The sequence below is a fragment of the Hoeflea sp. CAU 1731 genome (genome assembly GCF_039888615.1).
In the GTDB taxonomy this organism is placed as follows: Bacteria; Pseudomonadota; Alphaproteobacteria; order Rhizobiales; family Rhizobiaceae; genus Flavimaribacter.
The window spans coordinates 1-26,886 of the sequence record NZ_JBDQQS010000005.1 but is presented as its reverse complement, the minus strand read 5'-3'; the positions used below and the strand labels follow the sequence as shown (position 1 = coordinate 26,886).

Genomic DNA, 26,886 nt, shown 5'->3' with positions numbered 1-26,886 from the left:
ATTCATCCAATTTGACAACAGCAGTCTAGGAATTCGCTGTGGAGTCTTCTTCGGACATGATCTCACCGAGACTCTCGACAATGCGGTCAGCAGCCGCTTCCATGAGCACCCGGCGATGATCGTCGCGAATGTCATTCAGGTGCATCCCGCCGAGGAACCCTGTGGCATGCATTCCAGCCGCTTTCGCAGCTCTGATGCCTAGGGGAGAATCCTCGACCACAAGGCATCTGTCCGGTGAGACGCCGAATTGCGCTGCGGCGTGCAGAAACAAATCTGGCGCTGGCTTGCCGTTTTCAACCTGCTGAGCGCTGAATACATGCGTGAAGCGACTGGCCAAGCCGATGGCTTCAAGCGCTATGCCCAGACGCTCAAAGGTGCTGCTGGACGCAATACAGAACGGAAGGCCACGCCTTTCGATGCGGTCAAGCAGATCGCCAAGACCGGGAACCGGCGTCAGTTCCCTGCGGAAACGATCGAACAATATGCCATGCCAGGTCTGGCTGAAGCCTTCCGATGTTCCGCGCGGACTTTGCACAGCGACATCCCTTTCGATCTTGTCGATCGCGGCGCCGAGGTAACGGCCCCTCACCTGGTCAATGTCCAGCGGCACGCCGAATTCTCGCAGGGTCGTCTGCAACGACGACAACGAAATGACTTCGCTGTTCGCAACCACGCCGTCGAAATCGAAGATGACGAGATCGACGCCCGCCTCTGCATCGGACTGTGCAAGCTTTCGGGAAAGCCCCATCGGGTCCACCATCGGCGATGTGTTCCTATCTCAAGGCCCGGCCGTCTGCATCAAACTGGTGCAACCGATGCTCGGGAATTTGCAGCCCCACTTCATCGCCCACCTGGACCCCGTCGTCGCCGTCGACCCGCGCGACGAAGGTCAGATTGTCCGAAGCGGAAAGATAGAGCAGGCTTTCTCCGCCAAGCTGCTCCTTTACGTTCACCTTGGCGTCGAGATTGCCTTGTCCGCGATTGACGACCTCGAAATGTTCGGGTCGACAGCCAATGAAACGGACTTCCGGCGCAAGCGTCAGGCCTTTCAATCCGTCCGGTTCGAAGACATTCATCGCCGGAGATCCAATGAATTCGGCGACGAACTTGCTGACAGGCTTGTGGTACAACTCCATCGGCGTTCCAACCTGTTCAACGCGGCCGGCGTTGAGCACCACAATCTTGTCTGCCATCGTCATAGCCTCGACCTGGTCGTGAGTGACATAGATCATAGTGGCGTCGAGCTGCCTGTGGAGCGCGCCCAATTCGACACGCATCTGGACGCGCAGCTTGGCGTCAAGATTGGACAGCGGCTCGTCGAAAAGGAACGCCTTGGGGTGCTTCACGATGGCCCGACCTATCGCGACGCGCTGCCGCTGACCACCAGAAAGCTGAGACGGCTTTCGGTCCAGATACTCTTCCAGCTGAAGGATACGGGCTGCTTCCGCTATGCGTTCAGCGCGTCTGGAGGGATCAACTCCATTGACCTTCATGCCGAATTCCATGTTCTGGCGCACCGACATGTGCGGATATAGCGCATAGGACTGGAACACCATGGAGACATCGCGATCGACCGGCTCGGCTTTGGAAACATCTTTGCCTCCGATGATGATCGTACCTGAATCGATTGCCTCAAGCCCGGCAAGCGTGCGCAACAGCGTGGACTTGCCGCATCCAGACGGACCGACAAATACGACGAATTCACCGTCGGCGATGTCGAGATCGACGTCGAAGAGCGCCTGGACCTTGCCGTAAAACTTGTTGATTTTCTTGATCTCGATCGACGCCATGGCGTTCTCCTCCGATCTCCGGCCCGTGAAGCTTTCAGCGACAGGAGCGTGGCCTGTGAGCAAAAAACTTCGTTGACACTTTCGTATAAAAGATACATTTGTATGCGCACCGAGACAAATGATTGTCAATCGGTTTGCTGATATTAGGGAGGTTATCTCATGAAACTGAACAGACTCCTCTGCTCCGTCGCGCTGGCCAGCGTTATGGCGACCGGCGCACTCGCTGACGATTCCGACTGGAGCTACAAGAAAGCCGCCGAGCCGTATGCCGGCACCACCATCGATGTGGTGTTTCTGCTGCGTCCGGGCTACGAGGCGATCGAGGCGATGCTTCCGGAATTCGAGAACGAGACCGGCATCAAGGTCAACGTCATCAAGCATCCCTATGAGAACGCGCTTGGAGAACAGGTGCGCGACTTCGTCGCTGGCGGTGATCTCGATATCGCGTTGATCGACCTCGTCTGGATTGGCAACTTCGCCGAAAACGACTGGATCCTTCCGATCGAAAACTTCACGTCGAACGCCGCCATCACGGACCCCGACCTCGACCTCGATGACTTCTTCCCGCTGGTGCTCGACGCCTTTGGAAGCTGGAATGGAACCGTCTACGGTCTTCCTTTCGACAACTATTCGGGCCTTCTGTTCTACAACCGCTGCATGCTGGAAGAGGCTGGTTTCGACGGTCCGCCCGAAACCTGGACCGAACTCAAGGACACCTATGGACCGGCGCTGACGAAAGACGGCAAATATGCTTTCGCACTGCAGTCCAAGCGCAATGAAACACAGTCCGCAGACAGCTTCGCGCGTGTGCTCTGGCCCTTCGGCGGCTCCTTCCTCGACGAGGAATTCAAGTCTAACCTCAACTCAGAAGAGTCCCAGACGGGTCTGAAATTCCGTCAGGATCTGATGCAGTACATGCCTGACGGCATCGTCGCCTATGACCACGCCGAAGCGGTCAACGGTTTCGCCCAGGGCGATGTGGCGATGATCACCGAATGGTCCGCATTCTACTCGACCGTGGTGTCGCCAGATACGTCCAGCGTCGCTGATTGCGTGGAAATCGCTCCCGAGCCGAAAGGTCCGGCGGGCCGTAAACCGGCGCTTGGCGGATTCTCTCTGGCTGTCGCCAGCCAGGCGGACGAAGCCGAACAGGCTGCGGCCTGGCTGTTCATTCAGTGGGCGACTTCAAAGGCGAATGCCCTTGAGTACCTGGAGCGCGGCGGCGTACCGGCGCGCCAGTCAGCCTACGAAGATCCGGCGCTGGCCGACAAGTACAAGTTCGTCCCGGCGCTCGTAGAGAGCTGGCAGGACGGCGTGCCGGAGTTCCGCCCGCGTTTCGCCGAATGGCCGGAAATCACCGAAATCGTCCAGGAGTGGGGCACGAAGATAATGCTCGGCGAGGTGACAACCGAGGAAGGCGCTCAGGAAATCGGCTCCCGCATGGAGACCGTGCTTGAAGACGCCGGCTACTACTCCGGCGAAAAGCCGCTGGCCCAGTAAGAGGCCATCTTCCCAAGCAATGCGGAGACGGCGTATCACGTCGTCTCCGCAACCAACTTTTCCAGAGGAGCACCATGCGCGCACAGGTATCCAGACGCACGATTTTTGCCTTTATCGGTCCGGCCGTCTTCGGCCTCGCCATTGTCGGAATCGCGCCGCTACTCTATGCGGGCTGGACTTCGTTTCATTTTTTTAATCTGACAAAACTCAAGAGAATAAAGTTCATTGGCCTCGAAAACTATTGGAGCGTCCTGACCGATGAAGTTTTCTGGCAGGCCATGGGCAGAACATTCTTTCTTCTCTGCACCGCGCTCCCGTTGCAGATCGCGCTTGGTCTGGGAATCGCGCTGATTTTGCACAAACCTGGACTTAGCCTGCTCAAGACGCTGGCGCGTCTGAGTCTCGTCCTGCCCATGGCGACGACCTACGCCGTCGTTGGCCTTCTTGGTCAGGTCATGTTCAATCAGAAGTTCGGCGTCGTGAATCAGCTAATGGGCGGCGCCAATATCAACTGGATCGGAGACCCGACCAACGCATTCGCAATGATTATATTCTGGGACGTCTGGCAGTGGACGCCCTTTGTCGCGCTCGTGCTGCTGGCCGGCCTGACCATGGTTCCGGGCGAGGTGGAGGAAGCCGCGCGTCTTGAGACCAAAAGCTGGTGGGTCGTGTTGCGCCACGTTCAACTGCCCTTTCTTCTGCCGGGCCTCGTCGCGGTGCTGATCCTGCGCACAGCCGACACTTTGAAACTGTTCGACATGGTCTTCACACTCACCAGAGGCGGCCCGGGATCGTCCACGGAATTCATATCGCTGATGATCCAGCGCGTCGGCTTTCGAGGCTTCGACCAGGGACTGGCGTCGGCGCAGGCGATCATTCTGCTGATTATCACCATCGTTCTGGCGCAGATTTACATCCGCGTCTTCTACAAGGAGGTCTGAGCGATGAACACCTCCCGCTCCCTTCTCTGGCAGATTGTCCTGATCCTCGTCATCATCGCTGTCTGCGTCTTCCCGTTCTACTGGATGGTGACGACCTCGCTGAAAACGCAGATCGTGGCGCTGGAGGCGCCGCCCGTCTGGCTGTTCGAGCCAACGCTGCAGAATTACCGGGAAGCGCTTTTCGAAGACGCCGTACTCAGAACACTGATCAATTCGCTTGTTATCGCTGTCTGCACAACGGCGCTGGCGCTGCTCCTCGGCGTGCCCGCCGCCTTCGCCCTGGCGCGTTTCGAATTTCGCGGCAAGAAGGATCTGTGGTTCTGGTTCATCACCAACCGCATGGTTTCGCCGATCGTTCTGGCCCTGCCGTTCTTTCTTATCGCCCGCAGCCTCAACCTTCTCGACAAGCACATCACGCTGATACTGATTTATCTGACGTTCAATCTGCCGATCGTTATCTGGATCGTCACCGATCAGTTTCGCGGCATTCCCTACGATCTCGACGAGGCTGCGCGGCTGGAGGGGGCGTCGCAGTTCACGATCATGCGCAAGATCTGCCTGCCTCTCGCCATGCCCGGCGTGGCGGTCTCGGCGATCTTCTCCTTCATCTTTTCCTGGAACGAGCTGATGTTCGGCCTGATCCTGACGCGAACGGAGGCGAAGACCGCGCCTGCAATGGCGGTGTCTTTCATGGAAGGCTACAACCTGCCCTACGGCAAGATCATGGCGACCTCAACGCTGATCGTCATTCCGGTGTTGATCTTTGCGCTGATCGCCTCCAAACAACTTGTCAGGGGCCTGACCATGGGCGCGGTGAAGTGATAGGTAACGATGTCCGCCATTTCGGCGGCTTCAATCCAACCGTCCGGTGAGGCGCCATGTCGCGACGCATAAAGATCGACCAGATCGATGAAGAAGAACAGCTTCTGGTTCGTCTTGCGTGGGCCTGCGAGTTCGAGGGCCTGACCCAGGCCGAAGCCGCCGAGCGGTTTGGCGTAACCCGTTTGCGCGTCAACAAGGCCCTGAGCGAAGTGCGGCAACGCGGAATACTACGCGTCAGCATTGATTCGATCTTCACCGCAGCGGTCAAACAGGAATGGCAACTCGAGCGTACTTTCGGTCTGACGCGCGCTGTCGTCGTGCCGACGCCCGAGGATCCCGACGCTGTAACCACCCTGGTAAGCGCCGGACTCGGCAGTTACCTGGGCGCGATTCTGTCCGACCGGACCATCACGGCGTTCGGCATGTCCTGGGGCAACACGCTGAACCTGGCGACCCGGTTCATCCGGCCTGTCGACCGCCCGGATCTCGAGATCGTCTCGGTGATGGGAGGCGTGACACGCGGCTCCGACGTCAACGGCTACGAGATCACCACCCGCCTGGCAGACCTGTGCAATGCGGAGCACAGTTTTTTTACCGCGCCGCTCTTTGCCGGAAGCGCCGAGAGCCAGAAACTGTTCATGAAACAGGACGTGATCGTGGAAATGCTGGAGAAAATCCGTTCGTGTGGCGCGATCGCCTTAGCCACCGGAGATCTGTCCAGCTCTCTGCTCGTCCGCGACGCCCTGCCCCGGAACATCGATAGCCGCGAATTGATCGCCCTTGGCGGCGTCGGAGACATCATCGGACATGTGCTCGACGCCGAAGGCGAGGTGATCGATCATGAGCTGAACCGGCGGGTTATCGGGGTATCCCTGGCTGACTTGCATGCAATCCCCAACGTTGTTCTCGCGGCGGGCGGCATGCACAAGGTTCCGATCATTCGCGCGGCCCTTCTGCGCGGTTTCGTCGATACGCTTGTTACCGACGCTGACACGGCGAACGCATTGCTGTCTGCGCCAATACCGCCCGGCCGACCTGAAAATTGATGAGTAAAAAGGGATAACAATGTCCATTGCCCTGGTTCTGGAAGAAAAAGACAAGCTGACGCTCAGAGAGATCGCTTTGCCGAACGTGTTGGGTCCTGACGATGTCCGCATTGCAATCGATACGGTCGGCATCTGCGGCAGCGATGTGCATTACTACACCCATGGAAAGATCGGTCCGTTTGTGGTTCGCGAACCCATGGTGCTCGGTCATGAAGCCGCCGGCCTTGTCAGCGAGGTCGGCAGGCAGGTCAGACATCTTTCCGTTGGAGACCGGGTCTGCATGGAGCCCGGCGTTCCGAACATGGCCTCAAAAGCAGCAAAGATGGGCGTCTACAACGTCGATCCCGACGTTCGCTTCTGGGCGACCCCGCCGGTGCATGGCTGCCTGACGCCCTCCGTCATCCATCCTGCTGCTTTTACCTATCGCCTGCCGGACCACATAAGTTTCGCCGAGGGCGCAATGGTGGAGCCATTCGCTATTGGCATGCAGGCGGCCACTCGCGCCCGGATCAAACCGGGCGACATTGCGCTCGTGACAGGCGCAGGCCCGATCGGGATCATGGTGGCGCTTGCAGCGCTGGCGGGCGGCTGCTCCAAGGTTTATATTTCCGACCTGGTGGACGAGAAGCTGGCGGTCGCCGCACAGTACGATAACATTCACCCCGTCAATGCGGCGCGCGATTCCGCCTCTGACGTCATCGCTGCGGCGACGAATGGATGGGGCGCCGAAATTGTGTTCGAATGCGCCGGCGCCGCGCAGTCTATACAGGCCGCGCTCGAGGCCGTGGCGCCTGCCGGATGTGTGGTCTGGGTGGGAATGCCGGTCAATCCGGCGCCCATGGATATCGTGCTCGCCCAGTCCAAGGAAATCAGGATGGAGACGGTTTTCCGCTACGCCAACATGTATGACAGAGCGATCGAGCTGCTGGCGTCAGGCAAGGTCGATCTGAAACCCCTGATATCGGAAACCTTCGCTTTCAAGGACAGTATCGCTGCATTCGATCGCGCCGTCGAGGCCCGTCCGACGGACGTCAAGATTCAGATTAAGGTCGGGGAAGGATAGGCTATGGCGCTGCAAAGAGACACCCTTGCGGATCGCATGCTCGCCGAGCTGCGACCGGGCTTGAGCGCAGATGTGCTGGAGCAGATCGACGATCTGGCTAAGGCTCTGACCGCAGCAAGACGCATTGCTTGTTATGGCGTCGGTCGTGAAGGACTGATGATGAAAGCGCTCGCAATGCGGCTTTTCCATCTCGGCCTCGACGCGCATGTCGTCGGCGACATGACGACGCCGCCGATGAACACAAACGATGTGCTCTTCATCAGCGCTGGTCCCGGACATTTCTCGACCGTGGAAGCCCTGATGGATGTTGCAAAAGAGGCTGGCGCCAAAGTGATATGTGTGACCGCCGAACCAGATGGCGTGGTCCCGGTGAAGGCCGATCTCGTCGTACACCTGCCGGCGCAAACGATGGCCGCGGATCGTGGCGACGACGCCACCTCCATCCTGCCAATGGGATCGCTCTACGAGGCGCTGATGTTCCTGTTCTTTGAAATTCTGGTGCTCGATCTGCGCGACCGGATGGATATCGCGCCGAATTCCATGCGCGCCAATCACACAAATCTGGAGTGAACCATGCCTGAGTGGGTCGAGCGATTCAGCCTTGCCGGGCGCACCGCGCTCGTAACTGGCGCCTCCTCGGGCATCGGATGGGCGATCGCGGAGGTCTTTGCCGACGCGGGCGCCGATATCATCGGACACGGTCGATCCACACAGCGACTTGACGATCTTTCGCGCATTGTCGAGGCGAAGGGACGACGTTTCACCGCCATCACCGGTAATCTTGCCAGCCCGGAAGAGACCGCCGACATCGCCGCCAGGGCGCTGGCGGCCAGCGGCGACCGGGTCGATATCCTGGTCAATTCCGCCGGTGTTGCAATCACCGGACCGGTCGTCGAGTTTCAGCTCGAGGACTGGAACCGAACGCTCGCGGTTAATCTGACCGCGCCATTCATTCTCGCAAAGTCGCTGCTGCCGGGGATGACGGCTCGCAAACACGGAAAGATTATCAACATCTCGTCCCAAACAGGCGTTATCGCGCTGGAGGATCATGCGGCGTACGCCGCCTCCAAGGGTGGACTGAATGCGTTGACGAAGTCGCTAATGACGGAGGCCGCGCCGCACAATATTCAGGTCAATGCAATCTGTCCAACCGTGGTGCTGACAGAGATGGGAAAGGAACTCTGGTCTCCACCGGAAAAGAAAGATCCGTTCATCGCCCGTACGCCGCTCGGCCGCTTCGGCGAACCGGTGGAGATCGCTGACATGGCGCTGTATCTCGCCTCACCGGCCTCGGATCTCGTAAACGGAGCGATCATGATGATCGAGGGCGGCTATTCAAGCAAATGAGGAGGAAATCGTGTCTATCAGTCTGAAAGGCAAGACCGCCGCCATTACAGGCGCGGCGTCCGGCATCGGCCTGGCTTGCGCGCGACAATTGCTTGCTGAAGGCGCGAAGGTCGCGCTTGTCGACCGCGACGAGGATGCGCTTCAAAGGGCCTGCGCCGATCTAGGCGACAACGCCTTTCCGATAATCACCGATCTGATGAACCCGGACAGCGTCTCGGAAATGGTGCCGCAGATCCTCGACTCCGCGGGCGACCTCGACATATTTCACGCCAATGCGGGCGCCTATGTCGGCGGCGACATCCTCGAAGGCGACCCGGATCAGTGGGATCGGGTCCTCAATCTCAATATCAACGCCGCCTTCAGATCGGTTCGCGCCGTGCTGCCGCATATGGTTCAGCAAAAAGCCGGCGACGTCATCATGACGAGTTCCGTCGCGGGCGTCACACCTGTCGTGTGGGAGCCGATCTATACAGCGTCAAAACATGCCGTGCAGGCCTTTACGCATACGGTGCGCCGGCAGATGTCGAAGCACGGCGTGCGTGTCGGCGCAATCCTGCCCGGTCCGGTTGTGACAGCGCTGCTGGACGACTGGCCCAAGGCGAAAATGGATCAGGCGCTGGCAGAGGGAAGCCTGATGCAGCCGAAGGAAGTCGCCGATTGCGTCGTTTTCATGCTCACACGGCCGAGGAACGTGACGATCCGCGATCTCGTGCTTCTGCCGAATGCGGTGGATCTCTGACGATGTCCGATCCGGTTTTCATTGGCGTGGATGTCGGAACCGGCAGCGCACGCGCGGGCGTATTCGACGCCGATGGCGCGCTGCTCGCCAGCCACAAGCACGACATCCGCATCTGGCGTGAAACCGGAGACATTGCCGAGCAGTCGTCGGACGATATCTGGTCAGCCGTCTGCGTTTCGGTTCGCGCCGCTCTGAAGGAAGCCGATATAGCCCCTGACAGGGTTGCGGGCATAGGATTCGACGCCGCCTGTTCGCTGGTCGTGCTTGATAAGGACATGAAACCATCGAGCGTCAGCCGGTCCGGCGATCACGCTCGCAATGTGATCGTGTGGATGGACCATCGCGCCGTTGAACAGGCTGACCGGATCAACGCCCTCGGCCACCGGGTTCTCGACTACGTCGGAGGGCGGATTTCGCCGGAAATGCAGACGCCGAAGCTGCTTTGGCTCAAGGAAAACATGCCGGAGACATACCATCGCGCCGGTCAGTTTTTCGACCTGCCGGATTTCCTGACCTGGGCCGCGACCGGCTCGCTGGCGCGTTCGGCATGCACGGTCACCTGCAAATGGACCTACCTCGCCCATGAAGGCGCATGGGATTCAAGCTATTTCAGAGAGATCGGCCTAGGCGAGTTACCCGGAGAGAACTACGCCCGTATCGGGCAGGAAATCCTCTCGCCCGGCGCGCCGCTCGGCAACGGCCTTAGGCAAGAAGCGGCCGATGCGCTTGGACTGCTCGCCGGCACGGCGGTCGGAGCCGGCCTGATCGACGCACACGCCGGAGGCGTAGGCACTGTCGGGGCGGATCACGCCGCCGGCCCGGAACGGACGATGGCGTATGTTTTCGGCACGTCCGCCTGTACGATGTCCTCTTCAAGTGAGGCGCATTTCGTACCCGGAGTATGGGGCCCATACTTCTCCGCCATGGTTCCGGGCTTGTGGCTGAGCGAAGGCGGTCAGTCGGCGGCGGGCGAAGCGATCGCTCATCTCATTGCGACGCACCCGGCGCGGGCCGAGGCCGAAGCCCTGGCCGAGGCGGCGGGCGAAACCGTGCAAGGCTATCTCCTGGCTGAGGTCGAGCGCAGGCATCCTGAGGCAAGCGCAGCCGTAGAACTGGCAGGAAGTCGCATTGTCGTGCCCGATTTCCTGGGCAATCGCGCGCCTTACGCGGATCCGCACGCCACCGCTGTCATATCGGGACTAACGCTGGAAAACGGGCTCGACGATCTCGTTGCATCCTATGTGGCTGCCGTTCTCGGCGTCGGTTACGGTCTTCGCAAGATCCTCGATACGCAGAGCGCGCATGGCGTGATGCCCGGCGCGGTCGTTCTCAGCGGGGGCGCAGCCGAAAGCGACACGATCAAGCAGCTTCTGGCGGACGCTTGCGGACGGCCGTTGCTTTCGACGACGTCCCCTGCTCCCGTGCTTCTCGGGGCAGCCATGCTTGGCGCTATCGCTTCCGGTCATCAGCCGACGCTGCAGGACTGCATGCGCACAATGTCGCATGTCGGAGCGCGGTTCGAGCCAGCCGACGGGAGAATTGCTGCAATCCATGCAGAGCGCCTGAAAGCCTATGACGCATTTCAGGACACTGAGCGCGCTTTGCGCGCCGGTCTTTCATCCATTTAATGCGGGAGACGAACATGCAGGGTTTGGGCGTTCACACAAGCATGTGGACGATGCACTGGGACCGCGACGGGGCCGAAGTCACCATTCCGGCGGCTGCACGCTACGGGATGGATTTCATCGAGATCGCGCTTCTGGACACTTCGGTCGTCGACACGGCGCACACGCGGGCGCTTCTGGAAAAGCACGATTTGCGGGCCGTATGCTCACTCGGTTTGCCGCAGGAAAATTGGTGCTCGGTCAATCCTGAAGGCGCGATTGCGCATCTGAAGGATGCAATGGACACCGCCAAGGCGATGGGAGCTGAAGCACTGTCCGGCGTGACCTTCGGCGGTATCGGCGAACGCACCGGCCATCCTCCGACACAGCGAGAATATGACAATGTCGCGCGCGCGCTTGAGGCCGCCGCCGGACACGCCAGACGTCTCGGCATCGGTTTCGGAATTGAACCGGTCAACAGGTACGAGAATCACCTGATAAACACTGCATGGCAGGCGCGCGACATGATCGAGAGGATCGGCGCCGACAACATCTTCATCCACCTCGACACCTATCATATGAATATCGAGGAAAAGGGGATTGCCAACGGCATACTCGACGCCCGCGACCACCTTCGTTACATCCACCTGTCTGAAAGCGACCGTGGAACGCCCGGAGAAGGATGTTGTGACTGGGACGCGGTGTTCGGCGCGCTGGCGGCGATCGGTTACAAGGGTGGCATGGCGATGGAAAGCTTTATCAACATGCCTCCGCAACTGGCATACGGTCTGTCCGTCTGGCGTCCGGTGGCCAATAGCTTCGAGGAAGTGATGGATCGTGGCCTGCCCTTCCTCCGCAACAAGGCCCGTCAATATCGGCTCATCTGAAATCCATGCGCGCGTTCGAGGCGCGACACCCCTGAGTTCTGTTGCCGCCGGGAGCCGGATGACGGTAGAAGCGAATCGTTGCAACCTTATCAGGCCCTTCCGTACTCACGTGATAACGGGAGGCAAGCGGGAAGATGAAAGAATCGTGGATCGACAGTTTTGAGGGGCTGAGCCGGCTGTCGGCCGACATTCGCGCGGAACTCGAATCGGGTAGCCAGATCGTCTCGGTTCGGGCTGGAACCCAGATCTTCGCGCCTGGCCAGTCATCGGACAATCTGCTGCTGCTGCTAGAAGGCACAGTCAGGGTGCAACAGAAATCGGATACCGGGCGCGAAGTTTTCCTTTACCGGGTGCATGCGGGAGAAAGCTGCGTGCTGACCACCGCCTGCATGCTGGCTCATGAAGATTACTCCGCGGACGGGATAGCAGAGACCGACGTATCAGCCGTCGCCATCCCGCGAACGACATTCGATGAACTTGTCGCCAAATCGAAGACGTTTCGAGAGTTTGTCTTCGCGGCGTATTCCAGACGGATAACCGACCTCTTTACTCTCATCGACGACATCGTGTTCCAGCGCGTGGATGTGCGCCTGGCTTCACGCCTGCTGGAACTGGCGAACCAGGATGATGTTGTTAACGCCACGCACGCCGTGCTCGCCACCGAACTCGGAACGGCGCGGGAAGTGGTTTCCAGGACATCGTCTGAGTTTCAGCGCCGTGGATGGATCGAGCAGTCCCGCGGCGAAGTGCGCCTGACAGGACGATCCGGCCTCGCGCGACTGGTCAAGTCGTCCGGCGGGCAGGGCTGATCAGCCTCCGCTTTCGTTTACGCGATCCGTTTTGTGACTATGTCACCGTCGGGACACGCCGCGCCGTGCGATAATTCGCGTGTTGGCTTTTGACGGAGTGAGGACATGTCCACAAATATGGGAAAAATTGACCGCGTATTGCGTCTGGTCATAGTAGCGGCTCTGCTTTTTGGCGCATTCGGCGCGGCGTCGCCATTTTCGGGCGTCCTGTTCTGGCTCGCTGTGATCATCGCCATCGTTTTCGTGGTCACGGCGCTGGCGGGCTTTTGTCCGCTATACCGGGTCATTGGCCTGAGCACCTGCAGGACCGCCAAATGATCGAAACCGCATTCACGCCATGGGCGTCGCTGGCAGGCGGCGTACTCATCGGAATCGCCTCCATCATGCTGATGTTGTTCATTGGTCGGATTATGGGCGCTACAGGAATTCTCGCCGGATTGTTTCAACCGTCGTCTGCGTCCGATTTTGCATGGCGCGCGACTCTGTTAGCCGGAATGATGACAGGTCCCGCGGTCGTCTGGCTGGTTTCCGGTGAGATGCCCGCTGTCGAGACGCCAATGTCAACCGCTACTCTAGTTTTCGGCGGCCTTATTGTCGGGGTTGGCGTGACTTTAGGCTCAGGCTGCACCTCCGGGCATGGCGTCTGCGGGATGGCGCGTCTCAGCCCACGGTCCATCGCTGCAACGCTGACGTTCATGGCCTCCACCTTCGCCACCGTCTTCATCATCCGCCACATGATCGGCGCCTGAAACCATGAAACTGATCGCAACCTACCTGATCGGCGTCGTCTTCGGCGTCGGAATTTCAATCTCCGGAATGGCGAACCCCGCAAAAGTGCTTAATTTTTTTGATATTGCGGGTCATTGGGATCCGTCGCTGATCCTCGTTATGGGCGGAGCGCTCGTAACGACATTCGTTGGATATAAAATGGTCTTCGGACGCAACGCCCCTATCTTCGAAACACATTTCTATCTTCCGGGATCGCGCAATATCGATGCGAAAATTGTCGGCGGTTCGGCCGTCTTCGGCATTGGCTGGGGTATCTCGGGTTTCTGTCCGGGCGGCGCCCTGCCAGCCCTCGGAACCGGCCGTTGGGATGTATTCGCCTTTACAATTGCTCTTGTGACGGGGATCTTCCTTGCCAGGCTCCTGCCAAAATTCAGCGCGCGCAATGAAACCAAGGCCGCGTGAATCTATTCGTCAAAAAGAGAGGAAACAGAAAATGCAATTCCACCCGGCATCCTCCAATCCCGGCAGCCCGAATGTCGCCGCCTTTTATGAAAGCGCCAGCGGATCATGGCAATACGTGGCCTGGTGTCCGCAGACGCGCAAAGCCGTGATCATCGATCCCGTGCTTGATTTCGATCCCGCGGCAGGCGCGACCTGGACCTATAGCGCGGACGAAATTCTGGCGTATATCGCCAATGAAAATCTGACCGTGGAATGGGTTCTCGACACGCATCCCCACGCCGATCACTTTTCATCCGCCAACTATATCAAAGGAAAGCTGGGCAACTCGCCCAGGCAAGCGATCGGAAAACGGGTGTTGAAGGTCCAGGAAATCTGGTCGGATATGTATGCAGATGATGGTTTGAAGGGCCATCCCGAGTACTGGGACCAGCTTTTCGAGCCGGGCGACAGCATCACAGTTGGCAATTGCAAGATTGATATCACGCTCTCAACGGGTCACACGCTGGCCTCGGTCACCTACACGATGGGCGACGCGGTTTTCGCGCATGATACGTTCATGATGCCTGACAGCGGGACGTCGCGTTGTGATTTTCCAGGCGGCTCTTCCGCTGAAATGTGGGAAACGCTGCAGGCGATTCTGGCCAATCCGGGAGACAGCCGGATTTTCGTCGGCCACGACTACTGCAAGGGCAGGCGTGAAGAAGCATGCATGGCCACCGTCGCAGAACACAAGGCCTCAAACATACATGTGAAGGATGGCGTAAGCCGCGAGGAGTATATCAAGACCCGCGATGCGCGCGATGCGACCTTGGCGTTACCGGACCGAATGCTCTACGCCCTCCAGGTGAATATCCGCGGCGGTCGACTTCCGGAAAAAGATGCAAAAGGCCGCGCGGTTTTGAGCGTGCCGATTAACCGCTTTCCCTCGAAACTCGCAAAAACGTTCGGCTCCGAAGACGATATGGCCGCTGCCGAATAGATTTGGGTTCCCGGATCCGGACGACTTCCGGATCCGGGGCACTTTCGCGATCGCTCAGACCAGCGCCGATGCGAACGTGACACAGGGGAGGAGCAATTCATGGAACTGAAGCAAGTATCATCCAAATTTTCAGTCAGCCCGCAGATTACCGCAGAGGATATGGCTGTGATTAAGGCGGCAGGCTTCGGCGCGATCATATGCAATCGCCCCGACGGCGAGGGCGCCGACCAACCGACGTTCGAGGAAATAGAAAACGCCGCGAAAGCGCACGGCCTGGAAGCCCGCTATGCGCCCGTTCAAAGCGGCGTCGTAAAAGACGAGGACGTTGTGCATTTCGGCGAGGCGCTGGATGAACTGCAACGTCCGGTTCTGGCCTATTGCCGAACCGGCACGCGCTCCGCAACTCTCTGGTCGCTCCATGAATCTGCGAAGCGTCCGATTTCTGAAATTCTCGCAGCGACAAAGGCCGCCGGGTACGACATGAACGGAGTCGCCCGCCGGATAGCCAATGGCGGAAAAACCCCGACCGACACCGGCGACGCACATTACGAAATCGTGGTGGTTGGCGCAGGCGCAGGGGGCATTGCCGTCGCGGCCAGCCTCAAATCGCGCAAACCCGATCTCGAGATTGCGGTCATCGATCCGGCGGACATCCATTATTACCAGCCCGGCTGGACCATGGTGGGCGGCGGCGTCTTTGACGCAAAAATCACGGCAAAGACCATGGGCGGCCTAATCCCGAAGGGCGTTTACTGGGTCAAATCCGCGGTCGCCGCCTTCGAACCGAAAAACAACGCCGTCATCCTCGATGGGTGCCGTGTCGTAAAATATGATCGGCTTATCGTTTGTCCGGGGCTGAAGCTCGATTGGGACAAGATCGATGGACTGGTCGAGACGCTCGGCCGCAACGGCGTGACCTCGAATTACCGCTACGATCTGGCTCCCTATGCCTGGCGGCTTGTAAAAGGAATGGACAAGGGTCGGGCGCTGTTCACCCAACCGCCCATGCCGATCAAATGCGCCGGCGCGCCGCAAAAGGCGCTTTATTTGTCCGGCGACGCGTGGTTTCGTCGCGGCGTGCTGGGCGATATCGATATTCAGTTCATGAATGCAGGCGGCGTCCTGTTTGGCGTGAAGGAGTATGTTCTTGCGCTGATGAAGTACATCAAGAAATACGATGCTACCTTGAACTTCTTTCACAATCCTGTGGCGGTGGATGGACCGGCGAAGAAGGCGACCTTCACGGTAACTGAGCCTGACAAGGAGCCTCGCAACGTCACCGTCGAGTTCGACATGATGCATGTCTGTCCGCCACAGACCGCTCCGGATTTCATTCGCGTGTCGCCATTGGCCGACGCAGCGGGATGGATCGATGTGGACCAGGCGACCCTTCGGCACAGGTCTTACGACAATATATGGTCCCTTGGTGATGTCATGAATGCGCCGAACGCCAAGACAGCCGCCGCTGCGCGCAAGCAAGCGCCAACCGTAGCGGACAATATTGTCGCTGATATTGCAGGACGTTCCGCCGTTGCACAGTATGACGGCTATGGATCGTGCCCGTTGACCGTTGAGCGCGGCAAGATCGTTTTGGCCGAATTCGGCTATGGCGGGGCGCTGAAGCCGAGCTTTCCGTCCTATCTGATCGACGGCACGAAACCATCGCGCGCCGCCTGGTTCCTCAAGGAGAAAATGCTTCCGCCGATCTATTGGAAAGCGATGCTCAGAGGTCGGGAATGGATAGCGAAGCCGGAGAAACTGGAAGTCGCCGCCGAGTAGCCTACACGGCGCAACAACACAGCGCAGCTTTCTTTAATCTGCGCAACGCCTTGCGGGCGGATCCGAAATGCTCCCTCCCTTTCTTATCTCGGACGACAGAATGATCGATCAACTCAGCCGCTTTGTCCCCGTATTCGATTGGGCGCGAGCCTATAACAGGAAGACATTTTCCAACGACTTGATCGCGGCTGTCATCGTGACGATCATGCTGATCCCGCAATCGCTCGCCTATGCGATGCTGGCCGGCCTACCACCAGAGGCGGGCATCTACGCCTCGATTGTTCCCATCATGCTGTATGCGGTTTTTGGCACAAGCCGCGCGCTGGCTGTCGGACCGGTCGCCGTCGTTTCTCTCCTGACCGCATCGGCGATCGGACAAGTGGCGGAACAGGGTACGGCGGGTTACGCTGCGGCCGCGCTTACCCTTGCCTTTCTTTCGGGCGCCTTTCTCTTGTTGCTCGGCATGTTCCGGCTGGGTTTCCTGGCCAATTTTCTTAGTCACCCTGTCATCGCCGGCTTCATTACCGCTTCGAGCATTCTGATTGCGACGAGCCAGTTGAAACACATCCTTGGCGTCAGCGCCGATGGGCGCACGCTGCCTGAAATGCTGGGCTCCATCGTCGCGCATCTTTGTCAGTCCAACAGCATCACGCTCGCAATAGGCGTGCTGGCGACCGGCTTCCTGTTCTGGATTCGCAGAAACCTCAAATCAACGCTCAAAAGACTCGGGGCGCCGGAACTGCTCGCGGATATCTTCACGAAGGCCGGTCCGGTCGCCGCCGTTGTGGCGACGACCCTCGCCGTCTGGGGGTTCGATTTGGCCGATCGGGGCGTAAAGATTGTTGGCGAGGTCCCTCAAAGCCTGCCGCCGCTCACTCTGCCGGATTTCTCGCCTGCTCTGCTGGAAGCGCTGCTCGCGCCTGCGATCCTCATCTCAATCATCGGCTTTGTCGAAAGCGTCTCGGTCGCACAGACCCTGGCCGCGAAGAAACGTCAAAGGGTCAATCCGGACCAGGAACTGATCGGCCTCGGCGCCGCCAACCTCGGCGCTGCATTTTCCGGAGGCTACCCGGTTACCGGCGGGTTCGCCCGGTCGGTCGTCAATTTCGACGCGGGAGCGGAAACGCCCGCGGCAGGCGCGTTCACGGCCGTCGGCCTCACTATCGCCGCGATAGCGCTGACGCCTTTGGTTTACTACCTTCCGAACGCAACGCTTGCAGCCACGATCATCGTCGCGGTCCTTGGTCTCGTGGACCTTTCCATCCTGAAAAAGACCTGGAATTATTCGCGCGCGGATTTCACGGCGGTCGCAGCAACGATCGTGCTCACATTGGGACTGGGAGTGGAACTGGGAGTCGCGGCTGGCGTTGCGATTTCGGTTCTCCTTCAACTCTACAAGACATCGCGTCCGCATGTGGCCGAGGTGGGCCTCGTTCCCGGAACCCAGCATTTCCGCAACGTGCTGCGCCATAAGGTCAAAACCGATCCGACCCTCCTTACACTTCGCGTGGATGAAAGCCTGTATTTCGTGAACGCCCGTTTCCTCGAGGAAATGATTGAAAAACGCATCATTGACAGCAAAGGGCTCCGTAACGTCGTGCTGATGTTTTCCGCCGTCAACGAGGTGGACTATTCGGCTCTCGAAAGCCTTGAATCCATCAATCACCGCCTGGGTGAAATGGAAATCGGCCTGCATCTCTCCGAGGTCAAGGGACCGGTTATGGACCGCCTGAAACGATCACATTTTATCGATCAACTGAACGGTCGAATATTTCTGTTTCAATATGACGCCTGGACCGCTTTTGTGTCGAAGCGGGTTTCGGTCGATGTTAAAGAGATCCAGGTCGAGACCTGATATTGACCTCGCAAGTTGCGTAGTTGTCATGCTACAAAATCACCGTAATGTCAGCCGCTGACCTGAATGTCATTGCCCATCAGGCAAGCCTCGAAGATTCGACGATGTGGCGCCCGGGTTTTCCCTCTGCGATTGCGGCGACAAGAGCGCTGCCCACGCGGCAAGGCCAACTGATCCGCCATAGCGGCGGGAGGACAGGCCCGAGCAGACCCAATGCGAGCTTGCCAGCCTCCTCGGCCAGTCGCCGCTCGGATCGCGCGCCGCCAAGAAGGCCAGGGCGGACGAAGGTCAGGGACGCAAAGCCGATATTTTGGAGATCGCGCTCAAGCTCCCCTTTGGTGCGAAGATAAAAAGAGCGGGACGACGCATCGGCGCCGAGCGAAGAGGTCAATGCGAAGCATTTTGCGCCGCCCTCGTACGCCGTTCGGGCAATGGCCATGTTCAGCCCATAGTCGACTTCCCGGAACGCCTCCGGCGAGCCGGCAATCCTCTGGGTAGTGCCCAGCGCAGAGATCACACCGTCCACGGCGAACCAGTCGGTTCCGGACGGCAAATCGCGGAGATCGACGACCGGGTTGGTCAGATTTGGGTGCGTTGGCAGGGGCCGGCGTGTCAGCGCGATAACTTCAGCAAAGCACTTTTCGGCCAGCGCCAGTTCCAGGACATGCTTGCCCACTACGCCGGTGGACCCGATCAGCAGGACACGCAGGTTTTCTTTGTTCATCGGAGATTTCCTTGCAGACAGCTTCTTTGAGGAGGCCAGGCATGGTTCGCCGACCTCAAAGCACCTACCAAAGAATATCGATGAAAGACGGACCCCGGGCAACCATGCAGCAATCGCAGCAATACGCCTTCTCCTCCTAACAGGCGCCAGGCTCACCGAAATCATTTCTTTGATGTGGGAGCACATCGATTTGCAGGCAGGTACGATTGCACTGCCGTCCCGTAAAGGAGGTGGAAGAAGAGCACATCCTGTAAATACGGCCGCGCTTTCGATAATTGCTGAGCTACCGAAGACACTTGGATCGGAATGGCTGCTACCGCGAGAGAGCGATCCGCAAAGGCACCTCTCCAGGGAGGTGTTGGAGTCGACGTGGCAAAAGGTGAGATACCATGCCAAGCTCGAAGACGTTCGGCTGCACGATCTACGACATACTGTCGGTACTTTCGCTTCTCAAGCCGGCGGCAATGCCTTCCTCATCAGTCACCTGCTTAGACGCCGAAACATCAATCTTTTCGGAAAGCACCTCGATCTGGTCAAGGTAAAGCCGTGCCGTCTCCACCACCATCAAGTCGAGGTCTGAATCGGCCTCCTCGATGTGCGCACCAAGTGCGGCGACATTGGTTATGCCCTGCGGCGCAACAATACCATGCTCAGCCAAATGTGCACGAAGGGCATTGGTCAATTGCGTTCTCTGGCGCACCAACAGGTCCCGCGTTCGAAAAACCATTGCACGGGCTTGTTGTCTCTCGCTCTTGGGCTCGACAAAGCGCATGGTCGGTCGGCTGGCCGCTTCTGCGATCGCTTCAGCATCGGCCGCATCGTTTTTCTGCCTTTTGACGAACGGCTTGACGTAGACAGGTGGGATAAGCCGAACGCTGTGTCCGAGCTTTCCGATTTCTCGCGCCCAGAAATGGGCCGTGGCGCAAGCTTCCATTGCCACAAGGCAATCAGGCAAACCGGCCAAAACCTGCAGGACCTGTCCGCGGGTTACCTTCTTGCGAAACGCAACGGTGCCGTCTGCCCGCGCCCCGTGGAGCTGAAAGACCCGCTTTGCAAGGTCCACGCCAACAATGCTAACTTCGTTCATGGATGCTCTCTCCTTCCAGCGACGTTGCAAACATCACTTTGGCACATTGCGATGCCGTCGGGAGGGGGCATCCACTCCATCAGTACTCGCCGGCCTCCGCATCCGATTTGAGAATTTGGTCTCATGGAACAGGTGACGCGGGGTCCCGCTTGGACTTCCCCCCGTGCACAAGGGCGCAGAGATCGCATTCCGCGCCCTCGTGCTGTGCCTGGGCTCGCCTCAGCCCTCCTTACGCGTGCCAAAGGTCGGAACGGGTCCAATGGGCGCGCCGGAGTCCCATTCCGTGCGATCCTCTTCGCCGTCAGCTTCCTGCGACCAACGGCCCAGTTGGACCTGAAGCCGCACGCCAAAACCGTCACTCATTCCGAGCAGCACTTGACTGATCTCGGCGGGGGCATCGGCATAATCGCCGGTTCCCCCGGTGACGGCCCGCTTAACGGTCACACCGGCATCGACAAGTTCCGGGCCATGGCTGATCAGCAAGCCGCCGTCGTTGAAACGGTAGACCTGACGAGTCATCACGAGGGCGCCCGTTTCGGTACGCATGCCGTCGCCCACGAAGTACCTGTCACAGGTCCATTCGCCGATGACGAGGTCCGGAAACGCCGGATCGCATTGGGCAGGGTGCCTTTGACACCGCCATCGAGCGTGCCCGTCGGGTAGAGATAGCCCTGGGTGATGAAGGCGTTACCATAGGCCGGCATACCGTCGTCGAAGACCGGCGCCGCCGAGAAGACGAAGCGGGACATATCTTCAGCTACGTCGAAGGCCGCAAGCGGCTCTCCGGCGTTTCCCGCAACGGGCATGACCGCAATGGCGGCGGCGAGAACAAGGGTCGTGTATTTCATTCGATTGGTCCTTTCAAGAGTTTCATGAGTTTCAGGATGGAGATGCGTCCGCGGATACGGTGCGCAGACGGACGTCACCCGATTGGGGCATGCCGAGTGTTTCGGGCGCAGCGAAGCGGCCTGCGCCGGTGGCAACACCGGTTGCGATCCGCTCGGCGGCAATGCCGGCGGCGTCGAAGAAGCCGGTGTAGATCGGCTTGAAACCGGCAAACCAGAGCCCCGGCCGCTTCGGATCGTGCTCGCCCATGGGATGGAGCGGGCGGCCGTTCTCGTCGAGTACATCGAGGTGTCCGAGAAGTGGTTCGAGGCCAGAGCGATACCCGGTCGCCGCAATCACGACATCCGGCCGGCAGACCGAACCATCGGCAAGCGTCACCGCATCGTCGGACAGCTCCGCCACGCGCGGCACCATCCGGAACCGCCCGGACTTCAACGCTGCAACGAAACCGTCGTCGATCGCGAAGGTCACACCGTCTCGCAAGAGCCGGGTGCTTCCGCCAGCGGGGTGACTGTTCAGCCCATACCGCCGGAGATTGCCGAGGAAGAGCCGTTCGGTCAGCTTGAAGGCGGGATCCAGCATGGCGTTGGGCAGTGCCGCGAAGACACGCGCCAATCCGTGGAGCGGATAACCAAAGATGGTCTTCGGCACGACCGCGGGGCCGTAACGGACCGACACCATGACCTCGGCGGGTTTGTGCCGGGCAAGATGGTTCAACGCATCCGTGCCGGAATTGCCCGCGCCGACGACCAACACGCGCTTGCCGTCGAAGCGGGACACGTCGCCGAGATCGGCCACATGCAGCAACTCGGCGCGATATCGGTCGCGCCCGGGCCAGTCTGGGATATGTGGAATGCTCTCCCGCCCGGTCGCGACGACAACATTCTCCGCGTCGTGCACGGAAGCCTCTGTGACCACGCGCCACCCGCCCGGGATCTGTTCGATGCCCGTCACCGGGCTGCCGAAGCGGATCGGCGCGTCGAGCCGGTCCACATAGCGTTCCAGATGCGTGACCACCGTGTCACGCTTGAGATACGTGCCGTCCGATTTCGGCGCGGCCTGTCCGGGAAGGCCGGCGAACTTCCGATGGATGTTCAGGCGAAGCGCCGGGTGGCGCTTCCGCCAGGGTTCAGCCACACGGTCTTGTGCTTCGAGCACCGTGACGGTGAAGCCGCGCTCGGTTAGCGCGCGCGCTGTTGCGAGACCCGAAAGCCCCGCGCCAATCACGACCGTGCTGCCGCGTACAATTCCGTTCATTGTCATTCCTTTCGAGGTTTATTGCCAGGGATTCTGAATGGTGGTCTCACGCGGGGCGGCGTATTGCTCCAACCCGACGTCGCGCAGCAGGCGAGACGAGAGACGGGAAAGCTCTCTCATCTCCTTGCGCATCCGCCGCCGTTCGCTTGCTTGAGCCGACCAACGCAAAATCGCGTTTACGATGCTCGGCGACGTCCGGCGTCAAGCGCCGGCATCTATAGAAGTCACTGTCATGTCGTATGTCCTTGTCGGAGCCCGCTCAGACGCGGGCGACGAAGTAGGCGTTGAATGGATCGTGCGGCAGTCGGTGCGTCTCGGCCGAGGCGAAACCGGTTTCCGCCAGGTATTCCTCGGCCGTTTCCACGCCCCACATCGCGCCCAGGCCCGGACCGCCCTGACCGATGGAGATCGGCGTGCAGTGCATGCTGGAGATCGTGAAGAGGAGCGGCGCGAACGGGTTGGCAGTGTTCTTTTCTAGGTCTCGCGACCCGCCAATGTCCTGCATCAGGAACACGCCGCCCGACCGGAGCGATCGACGGATCAAACTCAGGAATCCCTTGGGATCAGCCTGGTCGTGAACGGCGTCGAATGCCGTCACCAAATCGAACTTGCCGACCGATTCGGCACACGACAGATCGCTCGCTTCGAAACCGAGGTTTTGGATGCCTTCAGATTTCGCCTCGGCGATCGTGTCCGCAAAGGCATCCTCGCACAGATCGAATCCATGGAAACGACTGTTCGGGAACGCCCTCGCCAATGCGAGCATCGCCCGCCCGGCGCCGCATCCGAAATCCGCCACGTCGATCCCGCTCTCAAGGCGCTCGATCAGGCCGGGCACGACCGGCAGGATCGCGCTCGTCAGATTGGCGACAATAAGCTGTGCGCTGTCCTCGGCCATGACCTCGTGAAAGCGGTCGAAATGGTGGTAGCAGAGCCCCTCGCCGCTGCGGAACCGCTCCAGCAGCGCGTCCTCGATGCGGGCCGCAAGGCAGATGAACTGCGTCGTGACCGCCATGTTGTTCGGGCTCGCCGCGCGAGTCAGGAAGGCCGCGTGCTCCGGCGGGAGCGTGTAGCTTCGAGCGGCAGGGTCGTAGTCCACGACGCCGGAGGTAACCATGACGCCCAGCCATTCACGCAGGTAGCGCTCGTTCACGCCCGCCTTCCCGGCCAGCGATATGGAATCGAGGCCGGGATTTGCCGCCAGGGCATCGAGGAGACCGGCGCGGTGGCCGAGCGATGTCATGACGGCCAGTGCGGCCTCGTTCAGCGTGCCGCCGAAACGCTCGGCGAAGGTGTCCGCCTTTACGTCGTCGAAGGAGGCGGTCTGATCTTGGATGGTCATTGTCTCGTCCTTTCTCACAATTGAACGGCTTCGGATGGCCAATGTCATGAGCAGGGCTATGGACCTTGCCTGCGAGTCACGCTAGAAGTAATCTAGAACAAAACGGTGATTATCGGACTGCAATATGTCAAAGAAGGCCATTATGAGCGTCAATACGACCGTTATCGGATCACGCCTTGCTGGCACGTCGGTGCTGTTTTCAATCCTGGATGTGCTGGCGTCGGTCGGTCGCGACTGGGAAATGCTGCACGGGCTTCCGATGCAGGTCCCGGTCTTCAACGTAAGCCTAAGAACAGCCGACGGCGCCCCGTATTGGGACGTCAACGGGCGCAAGATCACGCCTGATGCGATGTTTTCCGAGGCCCCGGAACCAGACATTATCATTGTGCCCGACCTTCATTTCGATCCGAGTGCGGGGTTGGACGAAGAACTGAAGCCTATCGCGGAGTGGCTTCGGAAGGCCCACGCAAGAGGTGCCATCGTTGCTTCCGTCTGTTCCGGTGCGGTACTGCTCGGTTCGGCCGGCCTGCTCGATGGGAAGGAGGCAACGACCCATTGGGGTTTCGCCGATATGCTGTCTCGGGAATTCCCCGAAGTGAAGGTCTGCCGGGATCGTATCCTCGTTCCCGCAGGGGAAGGACACCGCGTCGTTACGGCCGGCGGCGCCTCGGCCTGGGCAGACCTCATGCTCTATCTGATCGGACGTTTCGCCGGCGCCGACGAAGCCCGCCGGATCGCCAAGATCTATCTGATCGACCCGCATCTCGACGGACAATTGACCTATGCATCGCTAACCTCCGGTCGCCAGCGCGAAGACCAGTTGATCTCCGATGCACAGATCTGGGCGGCGCAGCATTACCACACGCCCAGCCCCGTCGCGGCCATGGCCGAACGGAGCGGCATGACCGAGCGCGGATTCCATCGCCGCTTCAAGAAGGTGACGGGCCATGCGCCTGGTGACTACATCCAGACACTGCGTATCGAGGAAGCCAAGCAGCTTCTTGAAACCACCGCCATACCTATCGACGAAGTCTCCGCAGAGGTCGGATACTCAGAGCCTTCAAGCTTCCGCTCGGCCTTCCGCAAACGCGTCGGCCTCTCCGCTTCGGCCTACAGACGGAAATGGCAGGCTCTGGCGCCTATGCAAGCCTGAGTTTCGCGGGCAATGGAAAGCTATCAAGACAGCCTGATCGTAGCAGCCGAGTCTCAACAGCACGCTTCAGCCGCCATTCGACCACAGGGACGATTCCGTCATTCGCGACACTCCGGTTGAGAGACAGCAATCGACAGGAAGCGAAGTCCCGCCTTCAACGCTTGAATGCCCGGTTTCCATTTCGTCTGTCAAATAGCAGCTCGTCAGCTTTCGGCCCCAGTTGGTTCAATATGCTGGCCTAATCTTCTGATCGCCAATAGTGGCCGAAGGAGTATGGAAATGGGTATAGCACAATACGCTCCTGCCGCGGTCGGCAGGCCTGCATGGAACGCGGGACGGATGGTCGGTGTCAAGAAACCCCTGAAACAGCGCCAGATCTGGGCGATCCGCTTCTTTCTTGATCGCGAGGAGAGAATGCGTGATCGCGCTCTATTTGACCTCGCCATCGATAGCAAGCTTCAGGGCTGCGATCTCGTCAAGATCAAGACCGGCACGCTTGTTTCGGGACAGTTGATCCGGACCCGCGCAATGGTGGTCCAGCGGAAAACCGGTCGCCCAGTTCAGTTCGAGATCACGGCTGACGTGAGAGCGAGTTTGCCCGCCTGGCTGGAGCGAAGAGGTGGTGCGATTGATGACTACGCTTTCCCCAGCCGCGTCGATCCCGCCAGCCACCTGAGCACTCGGCAACATGTACGACTGGTCGATGAGTGGGTGACCGCAATCGGTCTGCGACGAGAAGACTATGGCACTCATTCGCTACGTCGGACCAAGGCGGCGATGATCTACAAGGCGACGGGTAATCTCAGAGCGATCCAGATTCTGCTTGGCCACAGCAAAATCGAAAACACGGTCCGATACCTTGGCGTGGACATCTAGGATGCCCTTGAGTTGGCAGAGCATACCGGAATCTGATTTTGTGCGGTTACGTTTCGATGGGGCCGTGCTCTATTCGACTGCCGCTATGTTCGGTCTAGTGCGGCTTTGCGCCCTCAAATTCCGCCGTCGATAGGTTTCCGCACATATACCGAAACCGGACATCTACACCAGTCGGATTCAGAGCAGGATTTGATCCGCGAAACGGAGCAAAATGACCCGACTCGGACTCCTCAGTCGTCTTCGCTATCGGCAGCAATGAGCAGATTTTGATAAAAAAGGCTTAGTTGATTTAGCTTCTGGTGGCTTGCCGAACAGCATCGGGTTCGGTTGTCACGCTGGCTGCGGGATCAGCTTTGCGAGCTTGCGAAGATTTTGGGCTGTTGCGGCGAGGTGGAATTCGTCTTTCGCTCCGTTGGGTCCCCGAAGACGCAAGCGGTCGAGTTTGAGGATGCGTTTAAGATGGGCGAACAGCATCTCCACCTTCTTTCGCCGTCGCTGGGCATCGACATAGGCATCGGTGGTTGCGATCTCGCGTGCAAGATCCCGTGCCTCCTCGTAGATATGTCGGGCGATCTTCCGGGCTGGTTGGTTCGGTGTGCATCGGGCCTTGAGCGCACAGGATGAACAATCGCCCTTTCGGGCATAGTAGCGGATGAAACCATCCTTGCTGATCCCGGATCGGGGCTTTGTCATCTTGCGCCAGTACTTCTTCAGCCGTTTGCCGCCGGGACAGACATATTCGTTGGCCTCATGGTTGAAGACGAAAGCGGTGTTCGGGAAAGAACCATCCATGCGTTTCGATTTATCGAAAACGGGAATGTGCGGCTGAATGCCTTCTTCATGCAGCAGCCAGTTGAGGTTCCCAGCTGACCCATAGGCCTGGTCGGCGGCAAGGACCTCCGGGTTGAGGCCGAACCGGTCGCGGGTCCGCCGGATCATCGTTCGGGTTGCACCGACTTCGGCTTGCCGGATCGCCCTGCTTGCCTCCACATCGACGATGATCGCGTTGTCGGTATCGATCAGGTAGTTGTTGGCGTAGGCGAAGAAGGCGGGACCTTTGAGTGCGCCGGTCCATTGGGAAGCCGGATCACTGTGGGAAGTGAACTTCGGTTCGACATCACTGGCGGCGCCAAAGGCGGCATCGTCCAGCGTATCCAGATATTCCTTGACTGCCCGTGGTACGGCTTCCGGATCGAGTGAGGACGGGTCCCATTCTTCCTTCGCAGTCGAGTTCTGCTTGTTCGCATCG

Annotated in this window: 28 protein-coding genes and 1 pseudogene; 20 read left to right on the top strand and 9 right to left on the bottom strand. The window is 59.4% G+C overall.

Going from position 1 to position 26,886, the window contains the following annotated elements; all coding sequences use genetic code 11:
- Positions 1–25: 25 nt before the first annotated feature.
- Positions 26–760, bottom strand: coding sequence for an HAD family hydrolase (locus AAFN47_RS09740; RefSeq protein WP_499809027.1), 735 nt, complete (start codon positions 758–760; stop codon positions 26–28).
- 13 nt (positions 761–773) lie between these two features.
- Complete coding sequence (locus tag AAFN47_RS09735) at positions 774–1,790, bottom strand: ABC transporter ATP-binding protein (RefSeq protein WP_499809026.1); 1,017 nt, start codon at positions 1,788–1,790, stop codon at positions 774–776.
- A gap of 159 nt (positions 1,791–1,949) precedes the next feature.
- Between AAFN47_RS09735 and AAFN47_RS09730 the strand changes: the two genes are divergently transcribed.
- The 17 genes from AAFN47_RS09730 to AAFN47_RS09650 all read left to right on the top strand — a co-directional run bounded on the left by AAFN47_RS09730 (position 1,950) and on the right by AAFN47_RS09650 (position 18,352).
- Complete coding sequence (locus tag AAFN47_RS09730) at positions 1,950–3,290, top strand: ABC transporter substrate-binding protein (RefSeq protein ID WP_499809025.1); 1,341 nt, start codon at positions 1,950–1,952, stop codon at positions 3,288–3,290.
- A gap of 74 nt (positions 3,291–3,364) precedes the next feature.
- Entirely contained in the window at positions 3,365–4,231 is an 867-nt protein-coding gene (locus AAFN47_RS09725; protein WP_499809024.1) for a carbohydrate ABC transporter permease, read from the top strand.
- Positions 4,232–4,234: 3 nt separating this feature from the next.
- A complete protein-coding gene (locus tag AAFN47_RS09720) occupies positions 4,235–5,053 on the top strand; it encodes a carbohydrate ABC transporter permease (protein ID WP_499809023.1) in 819 nt (272 codons plus the stop codon).
- 56 nt (positions 5,054–5,109) lie between these two features.
- Entirely contained in the window at positions 5,110–6,099 is a 990-nt protein-coding gene (locus tag AAFN47_RS09715; RefSeq protein ID WP_499809022.1) for a sugar-binding transcriptional regulator, read from the top strand.
- 19 nt (positions 6,100–6,118) lie between these two features.
- Positions 6,119–7,162 (top strand): NAD(P)-dependent alcohol dehydrogenase, encoded by a 1,044-nt coding sequence (locus AAFN47_RS09710; RefSeq protein WP_499809021.1) that lies wholly within the window; start codon positions 6,119–6,121, stop codon positions 7,160–7,162.
- 3 nt (positions 7,163–7,165) lie between these two features.
- Positions 7,166–7,732, top strand: coding sequence for an SIS domain-containing protein (locus AAFN47_RS09705; protein ID WP_499809020.1), 567 nt, complete (start codon positions 7,166–7,168; stop codon positions 7,730–7,732).
- Positions 7,733–7,735: 3 nt separating this feature from the next.
- Positions 7,736–8,509: an SDR family NAD(P)-dependent oxidoreductase gene (locus AAFN47_RS09700; protein ID WP_499809019.1), complete on the top strand. Its 774-nt coding sequence runs from the start codon at positions 7,736–7,738 to the stop codon at positions 8,507–8,509.
- Between the two features lie 10 nt (positions 8,510–8,519).
- On the top strand, positions 8,520–9,248 hold the full coding sequence (locus tag AAFN47_RS09695; RefSeq protein WP_499809018.1) for an SDR family oxidoreductase: 729 nt from the start codon (positions 8,520–8,522) through the stop codon (positions 9,246–9,248).
- 2 nt (positions 9,249–9,250) lie between these two features.
- A complete protein-coding gene (locus AAFN47_RS09690; RefSeq protein ID WP_499809017.1) occupies positions 9,251–10,876 on the top strand; it encodes an FGGY-family carbohydrate kinase in 1,626 nt (541 codons plus the stop codon).
- Between the two features lie 14 nt (positions 10,877–10,890).
- On the top strand, positions 10,891–11,739 hold the full coding sequence (locus AAFN47_RS09685; protein ID WP_499809016.1) for a sugar phosphate isomerase/epimerase family protein: 849 nt from the start codon (positions 10,891–10,893) through the stop codon (positions 11,737–11,739).
- A 134-nt stretch (positions 11,740–11,873) separates the two neighbouring features.
- A complete protein-coding gene (locus AAFN47_RS09680) occupies positions 11,874–12,548 on the top strand; it encodes a Crp/Fnr family transcriptional regulator (protein ID WP_499809015.1) in 675 nt (224 codons plus the stop codon).
- A gap of 105 nt (positions 12,549–12,653) precedes the next feature.
- Complete coding sequence (locus AAFN47_RS09675) at positions 12,654–12,866, top strand: YgaP family membrane protein (RefSeq protein WP_499809014.1); 213 nt, start codon at positions 12,654–12,656, stop codon at positions 12,864–12,866.
- Positions 12,863–13,297: a YeeE/YedE family protein gene (locus tag AAFN47_RS09670; RefSeq protein WP_499809013.1), complete on the top strand. Its 435-nt coding sequence runs from the start codon at positions 12,863–12,865 to the stop codon at positions 13,295–13,297. The genes AAFN47_RS09675 and AAFN47_RS09670 overlap by 4 nt, the downstream gene beginning before the upstream one ends.
- A gap of 4 nt (positions 13,298–13,301) precedes the next feature.
- A complete protein-coding gene (locus AAFN47_RS09665) occupies positions 13,302–13,739 on the top strand; it encodes a DUF6691 family protein (RefSeq protein ID WP_499809012.1) in 438 nt (145 codons plus the stop codon).
- Between the two features lie 31 nt (positions 13,740–13,770).
- On the top strand, positions 13,771–14,718 hold the full coding sequence (locus tag AAFN47_RS09660; RefSeq protein WP_499809011.1) for an MBL fold metallo-hydrolase: 948 nt from the start codon (positions 13,771–13,773) through the stop codon (positions 14,716–14,718).
- A gap of 99 nt (positions 14,719–14,817) precedes the next feature.
- On the top strand, positions 14,818–16,497 hold the full coding sequence (locus tag AAFN47_RS09655) for a bifunctional protein tyrosine phosphatase family protein/NAD(P)/FAD-dependent oxidoreductase (protein WP_499809010.1): 1,680 nt from the start codon (positions 14,818–14,820) through the stop codon (positions 16,495–16,497).
- Between the two features lie 100 nt (positions 16,498–16,597).
- Entirely contained in the window at positions 16,598–18,352 is a 1,755-nt protein-coding gene (locus tag AAFN47_RS09650) for a SulP family inorganic anion transporter (protein ID WP_499809009.1), read from the top strand.
- Positions 18,353–18,431: 79 nt separating this feature from the next.
- On the opposite strand, the gene AAFN47_RS09645 is transcribed toward AAFN47_RS09650, so the two are convergent.
- A complete protein-coding gene (locus AAFN47_RS09645; RefSeq protein ID WP_499809008.1) occupies positions 18,432–19,076 on the bottom strand; it encodes an NAD(P)H-binding protein in 645 nt (214 codons plus the stop codon).
- Between AAFN47_RS09645 and AAFN47_RS09640 the strand changes: the two genes are divergently transcribed.
- Positions 19,036–19,656, top strand: coding sequence for a site-specific integrase (locus tag AAFN47_RS09640; RefSeq protein ID WP_499809282.1), 621 nt, complete (start codon positions 19,036–19,038; stop codon positions 19,654–19,656). The genes AAFN47_RS09645 and AAFN47_RS09640 overlap by 41 nt on opposite strands.
- On the opposite strand, the pseudogene AAFN47_RS09635 reads toward AAFN47_RS09640, so the two are convergent.
- From AAFN47_RS09635 to AAFN47_RS09615, 5 genes and pseudogenes are all read right to left on the bottom strand, one after another.
- Positions 19,549–20,163: pseudogene (locus AAFN47_RS09635) on the bottom strand (IS110 family RNA-guided transposase); the annotation flags it as partial. The gene AAFN47_RS09640 and the pseudogene AAFN47_RS09635 sit on opposite strands and share 108 nt — an antisense overlap.
- Before the next feature lie 219 nt (positions 20,164–20,382).
- Complete coding sequence (locus AAFN47_RS09630) at positions 20,383–20,709, bottom strand: hypothetical protein (RefSeq protein WP_499809007.1); 327 nt, start codon at positions 20,707–20,709, stop codon at positions 20,383–20,385.
- Positions 20,682–21,011 carry a hypothetical protein gene (locus tag AAFN47_RS09625; protein WP_499809006.1) on the bottom strand — a complete coding sequence of 110 codons (330 nt, stop codon included), beginning with the start codon at positions 21,009–21,011 and terminating at the stop codon, positions 20,682–20,684. The genes AAFN47_RS09630 and AAFN47_RS09625 overlap by 28 nt, the downstream gene beginning before the upstream one ends.
- Positions 21,012–21,042: 31 nt before the next feature.
- Positions 21,043–22,266: a flavin-containing monooxygenase gene (locus tag AAFN47_RS09620; protein ID WP_499809005.1), complete on the bottom strand. Its 1,224-nt coding sequence runs from the start codon at positions 22,264–22,266 to the stop codon at positions 21,043–21,045.
- A 259-nt stretch (positions 22,267–22,525) separates the two neighbouring features.
- Positions 22,526–23,608: a class I SAM-dependent methyltransferase gene (locus AAFN47_RS09615; protein ID WP_499809004.1), complete on the bottom strand. Its 1,083-nt coding sequence runs from the start codon at positions 23,606–23,608 to the stop codon at positions 22,526–22,528.
- A 142-nt stretch (positions 23,609–23,750) separates the two neighbouring features.
- Between AAFN47_RS09615 and AAFN47_RS09610 the strand changes: the two genes are divergently transcribed.
- Complete coding sequence (locus tag AAFN47_RS09610; protein WP_499809003.1) at positions 23,751–24,761, top strand: GlxA family transcriptional regulator; 1,011 nt, start codon at positions 23,751–23,753, stop codon at positions 24,759–24,761.
- 279 nt (positions 24,762–25,040) lie between these two features.
- Positions 25,041–25,637 (top strand): tyrosine-type recombinase/integrase, encoded by a 597-nt coding sequence (locus AAFN47_RS09605; protein WP_499809002.1) that lies wholly within the window; start codon positions 25,041–25,043, stop codon positions 25,635–25,637.
- Between the two features lie 330 nt (positions 25,638–25,967).
- On the opposite strand, the gene AAFN47_RS09600 is transcribed toward AAFN47_RS09605, so the two are convergent.
- Positions 25,968–26,886: transposase (locus AAFN47_RS09600; protein ID WP_499809001.1), on the bottom strand; the 919-nt coding region annotated here is incomplete at its 5' end.

What these genes read in the sequence shown, in the direction of transcription:
- AAFN47_RS09715 (WP_499809022.1), top strand. Translation starts at nt 5,110, where the DNA reads ATGTCGCGACGCATAAAGATCGACCAGATCGATGAAGAAGAACAGCTT.
- AAFN47_RS09655 (WP_499809010.1), top strand. Translation starts at nt 14,818, where the DNA reads ATGGAACTGAAGCAAGTATCATCCAAATTTTCAGTCAGCCCGCAGATT.
- AAFN47_RS09625 (WP_499809006.1), bottom strand. Translation starts at nt 21,011, where the DNA reads ATGAAATACACGACCCTTGTTCTCGCCGCCGCCATTGCGGTCATGCCC.
- AAFN47_RS09650 (WP_499809009.1), top strand. Translation starts at nt 16,598, where the DNA reads ATGATCGATCAACTCAGCCGCTTTGTCCCCGTATTCGATTGGGCGCGA.
- AAFN47_RS09610 (WP_499809003.1), top strand. Translation starts at nt 23,751, where the DNA reads ATGAGCGTCAATACGACCGTTATCGGATCACGCCTTGCTGGCACGTCG.
- AAFN47_RS09725 (WP_499809024.1), top strand. Translation starts at nt 3,365, where the DNA reads ATGCGCGCACAGGTATCCAGACGCACGATTTTTGCCTTTATCGGTCCG.
- AAFN47_RS09680 (WP_499809015.1), top strand. Translation starts at nt 11,874, where the DNA reads ATGAAAGAATCGTGGATCGACAGTTTTGAGGGGCTGAGCCGGCTGTCG.
- AAFN47_RS09700 (WP_499809019.1), top strand. Translation starts at nt 7,736, where the DNA reads ATGCCTGAGTGGGTCGAGCGATTCAGCCTTGCCGGGCGCACCGCGCTC.
- AAFN47_RS09710 (WP_499809021.1), top strand. Translation starts at nt 6,119, where the DNA reads ATGTCCATTGCCCTGGTTCTGGAAGAAAAAGACAAGCTGACGCTCAGA.
- AAFN47_RS09615 (WP_499809004.1), bottom strand. Translation starts at nt 23,608, where the DNA reads ATGACCATCCAAGATCAGACCGCCTCCTTCGACGACGTAAAGGCGGAC.
- AAFN47_RS09670 (WP_499809013.1), top strand. Translation starts at nt 12,863, where the DNA reads ATGATCGAAACCGCATTCACGCCATGGGCGTCGCTGGCAGGCGGCGTA.
- AAFN47_RS09690 (WP_499809017.1), top strand. Translation starts at nt 9,251, where the DNA reads ATGTCCGATCCGGTTTTCATTGGCGTGGATGTCGGAACCGGCAGCGCA.
- AAFN47_RS09675 (WP_499809014.1), top strand. Translation starts at nt 12,654, where the DNA reads ATGTCCACAAATATGGGAAAAATTGACCGCGTATTGCGTCTGGTCATA.
- AAFN47_RS09735 (WP_499809026.1), bottom strand. Translation starts at nt 1,790, where the DNA reads ATGGCGTCGATCGAGATCAAGAAAATCAACAAGTTTTACGGCAAGGTC.
- AAFN47_RS09660 (WP_499809011.1), top strand. Translation starts at nt 13,771, where the DNA reads ATGCAATTCCACCCGGCATCCTCCAATCCCGGCAGCCCGAATGTCGCC.
- AAFN47_RS09630 (WP_499809007.1), bottom strand. Translation starts at nt 20,709, where the DNA reads ATGCGTACCGAAACGGGCGCCCTCGTGATGACTCGTCAGGTCTACCGT.
- AAFN47_RS09720 (WP_499809023.1), top strand. Translation starts at nt 4,235, where the DNA reads ATGAACACCTCCCGCTCCCTTCTCTGGCAGATTGTCCTGATCCTCGTC.
- AAFN47_RS09685 (WP_499809016.1), top strand. Translation starts at nt 10,891, where the DNA reads ATGCAGGGTTTGGGCGTTCACACAAGCATGTGGACGATGCACTGGGAC.
- AAFN47_RS09665 (WP_499809012.1), top strand. Translation starts at nt 13,302, where the DNA reads ATGAAACTGATCGCAACCTACCTGATCGGCGTCGTCTTCGGCGTCGGA.
- AAFN47_RS09740 (WP_499809027.1), bottom strand. Translation starts at nt 760, where the DNA reads ATGGTGGACCCGATGGGGCTTTCCCGAAAGCTTGCACAGTCCGATGCA.
- AAFN47_RS09705 (WP_499809020.1), top strand. Translation starts at nt 7,166, where the DNA reads ATGGCGCTGCAAAGAGACACCCTTGCGGATCGCATGCTCGCCGAGCTG.
- AAFN47_RS09620 (WP_499809005.1), bottom strand. Translation starts at nt 22,266, where the DNA reads ATGAACGGAATTGTACGCGGCAGCACGGTCGTGATTGGCGCGGGGCTT.
- AAFN47_RS09730 (WP_499809025.1), top strand. Translation starts at nt 1,950, where the DNA reads ATGAAACTGAACAGACTCCTCTGCTCCGTCGCGCTGGCCAGCGTTATG.
- AAFN47_RS09645 (WP_499809008.1), bottom strand. Translation starts at nt 19,076, where the DNA reads ATGAACAAAGAAAACCTGCGTGTCCTGCTGATCGGGTCCACCGGCGTA.
- AAFN47_RS09605 (WP_499809002.1), top strand. Translation starts at nt 25,041, where the DNA reads ATGGGTATAGCACAATACGCTCCTGCCGCGGTCGGCAGGCCTGCATGG.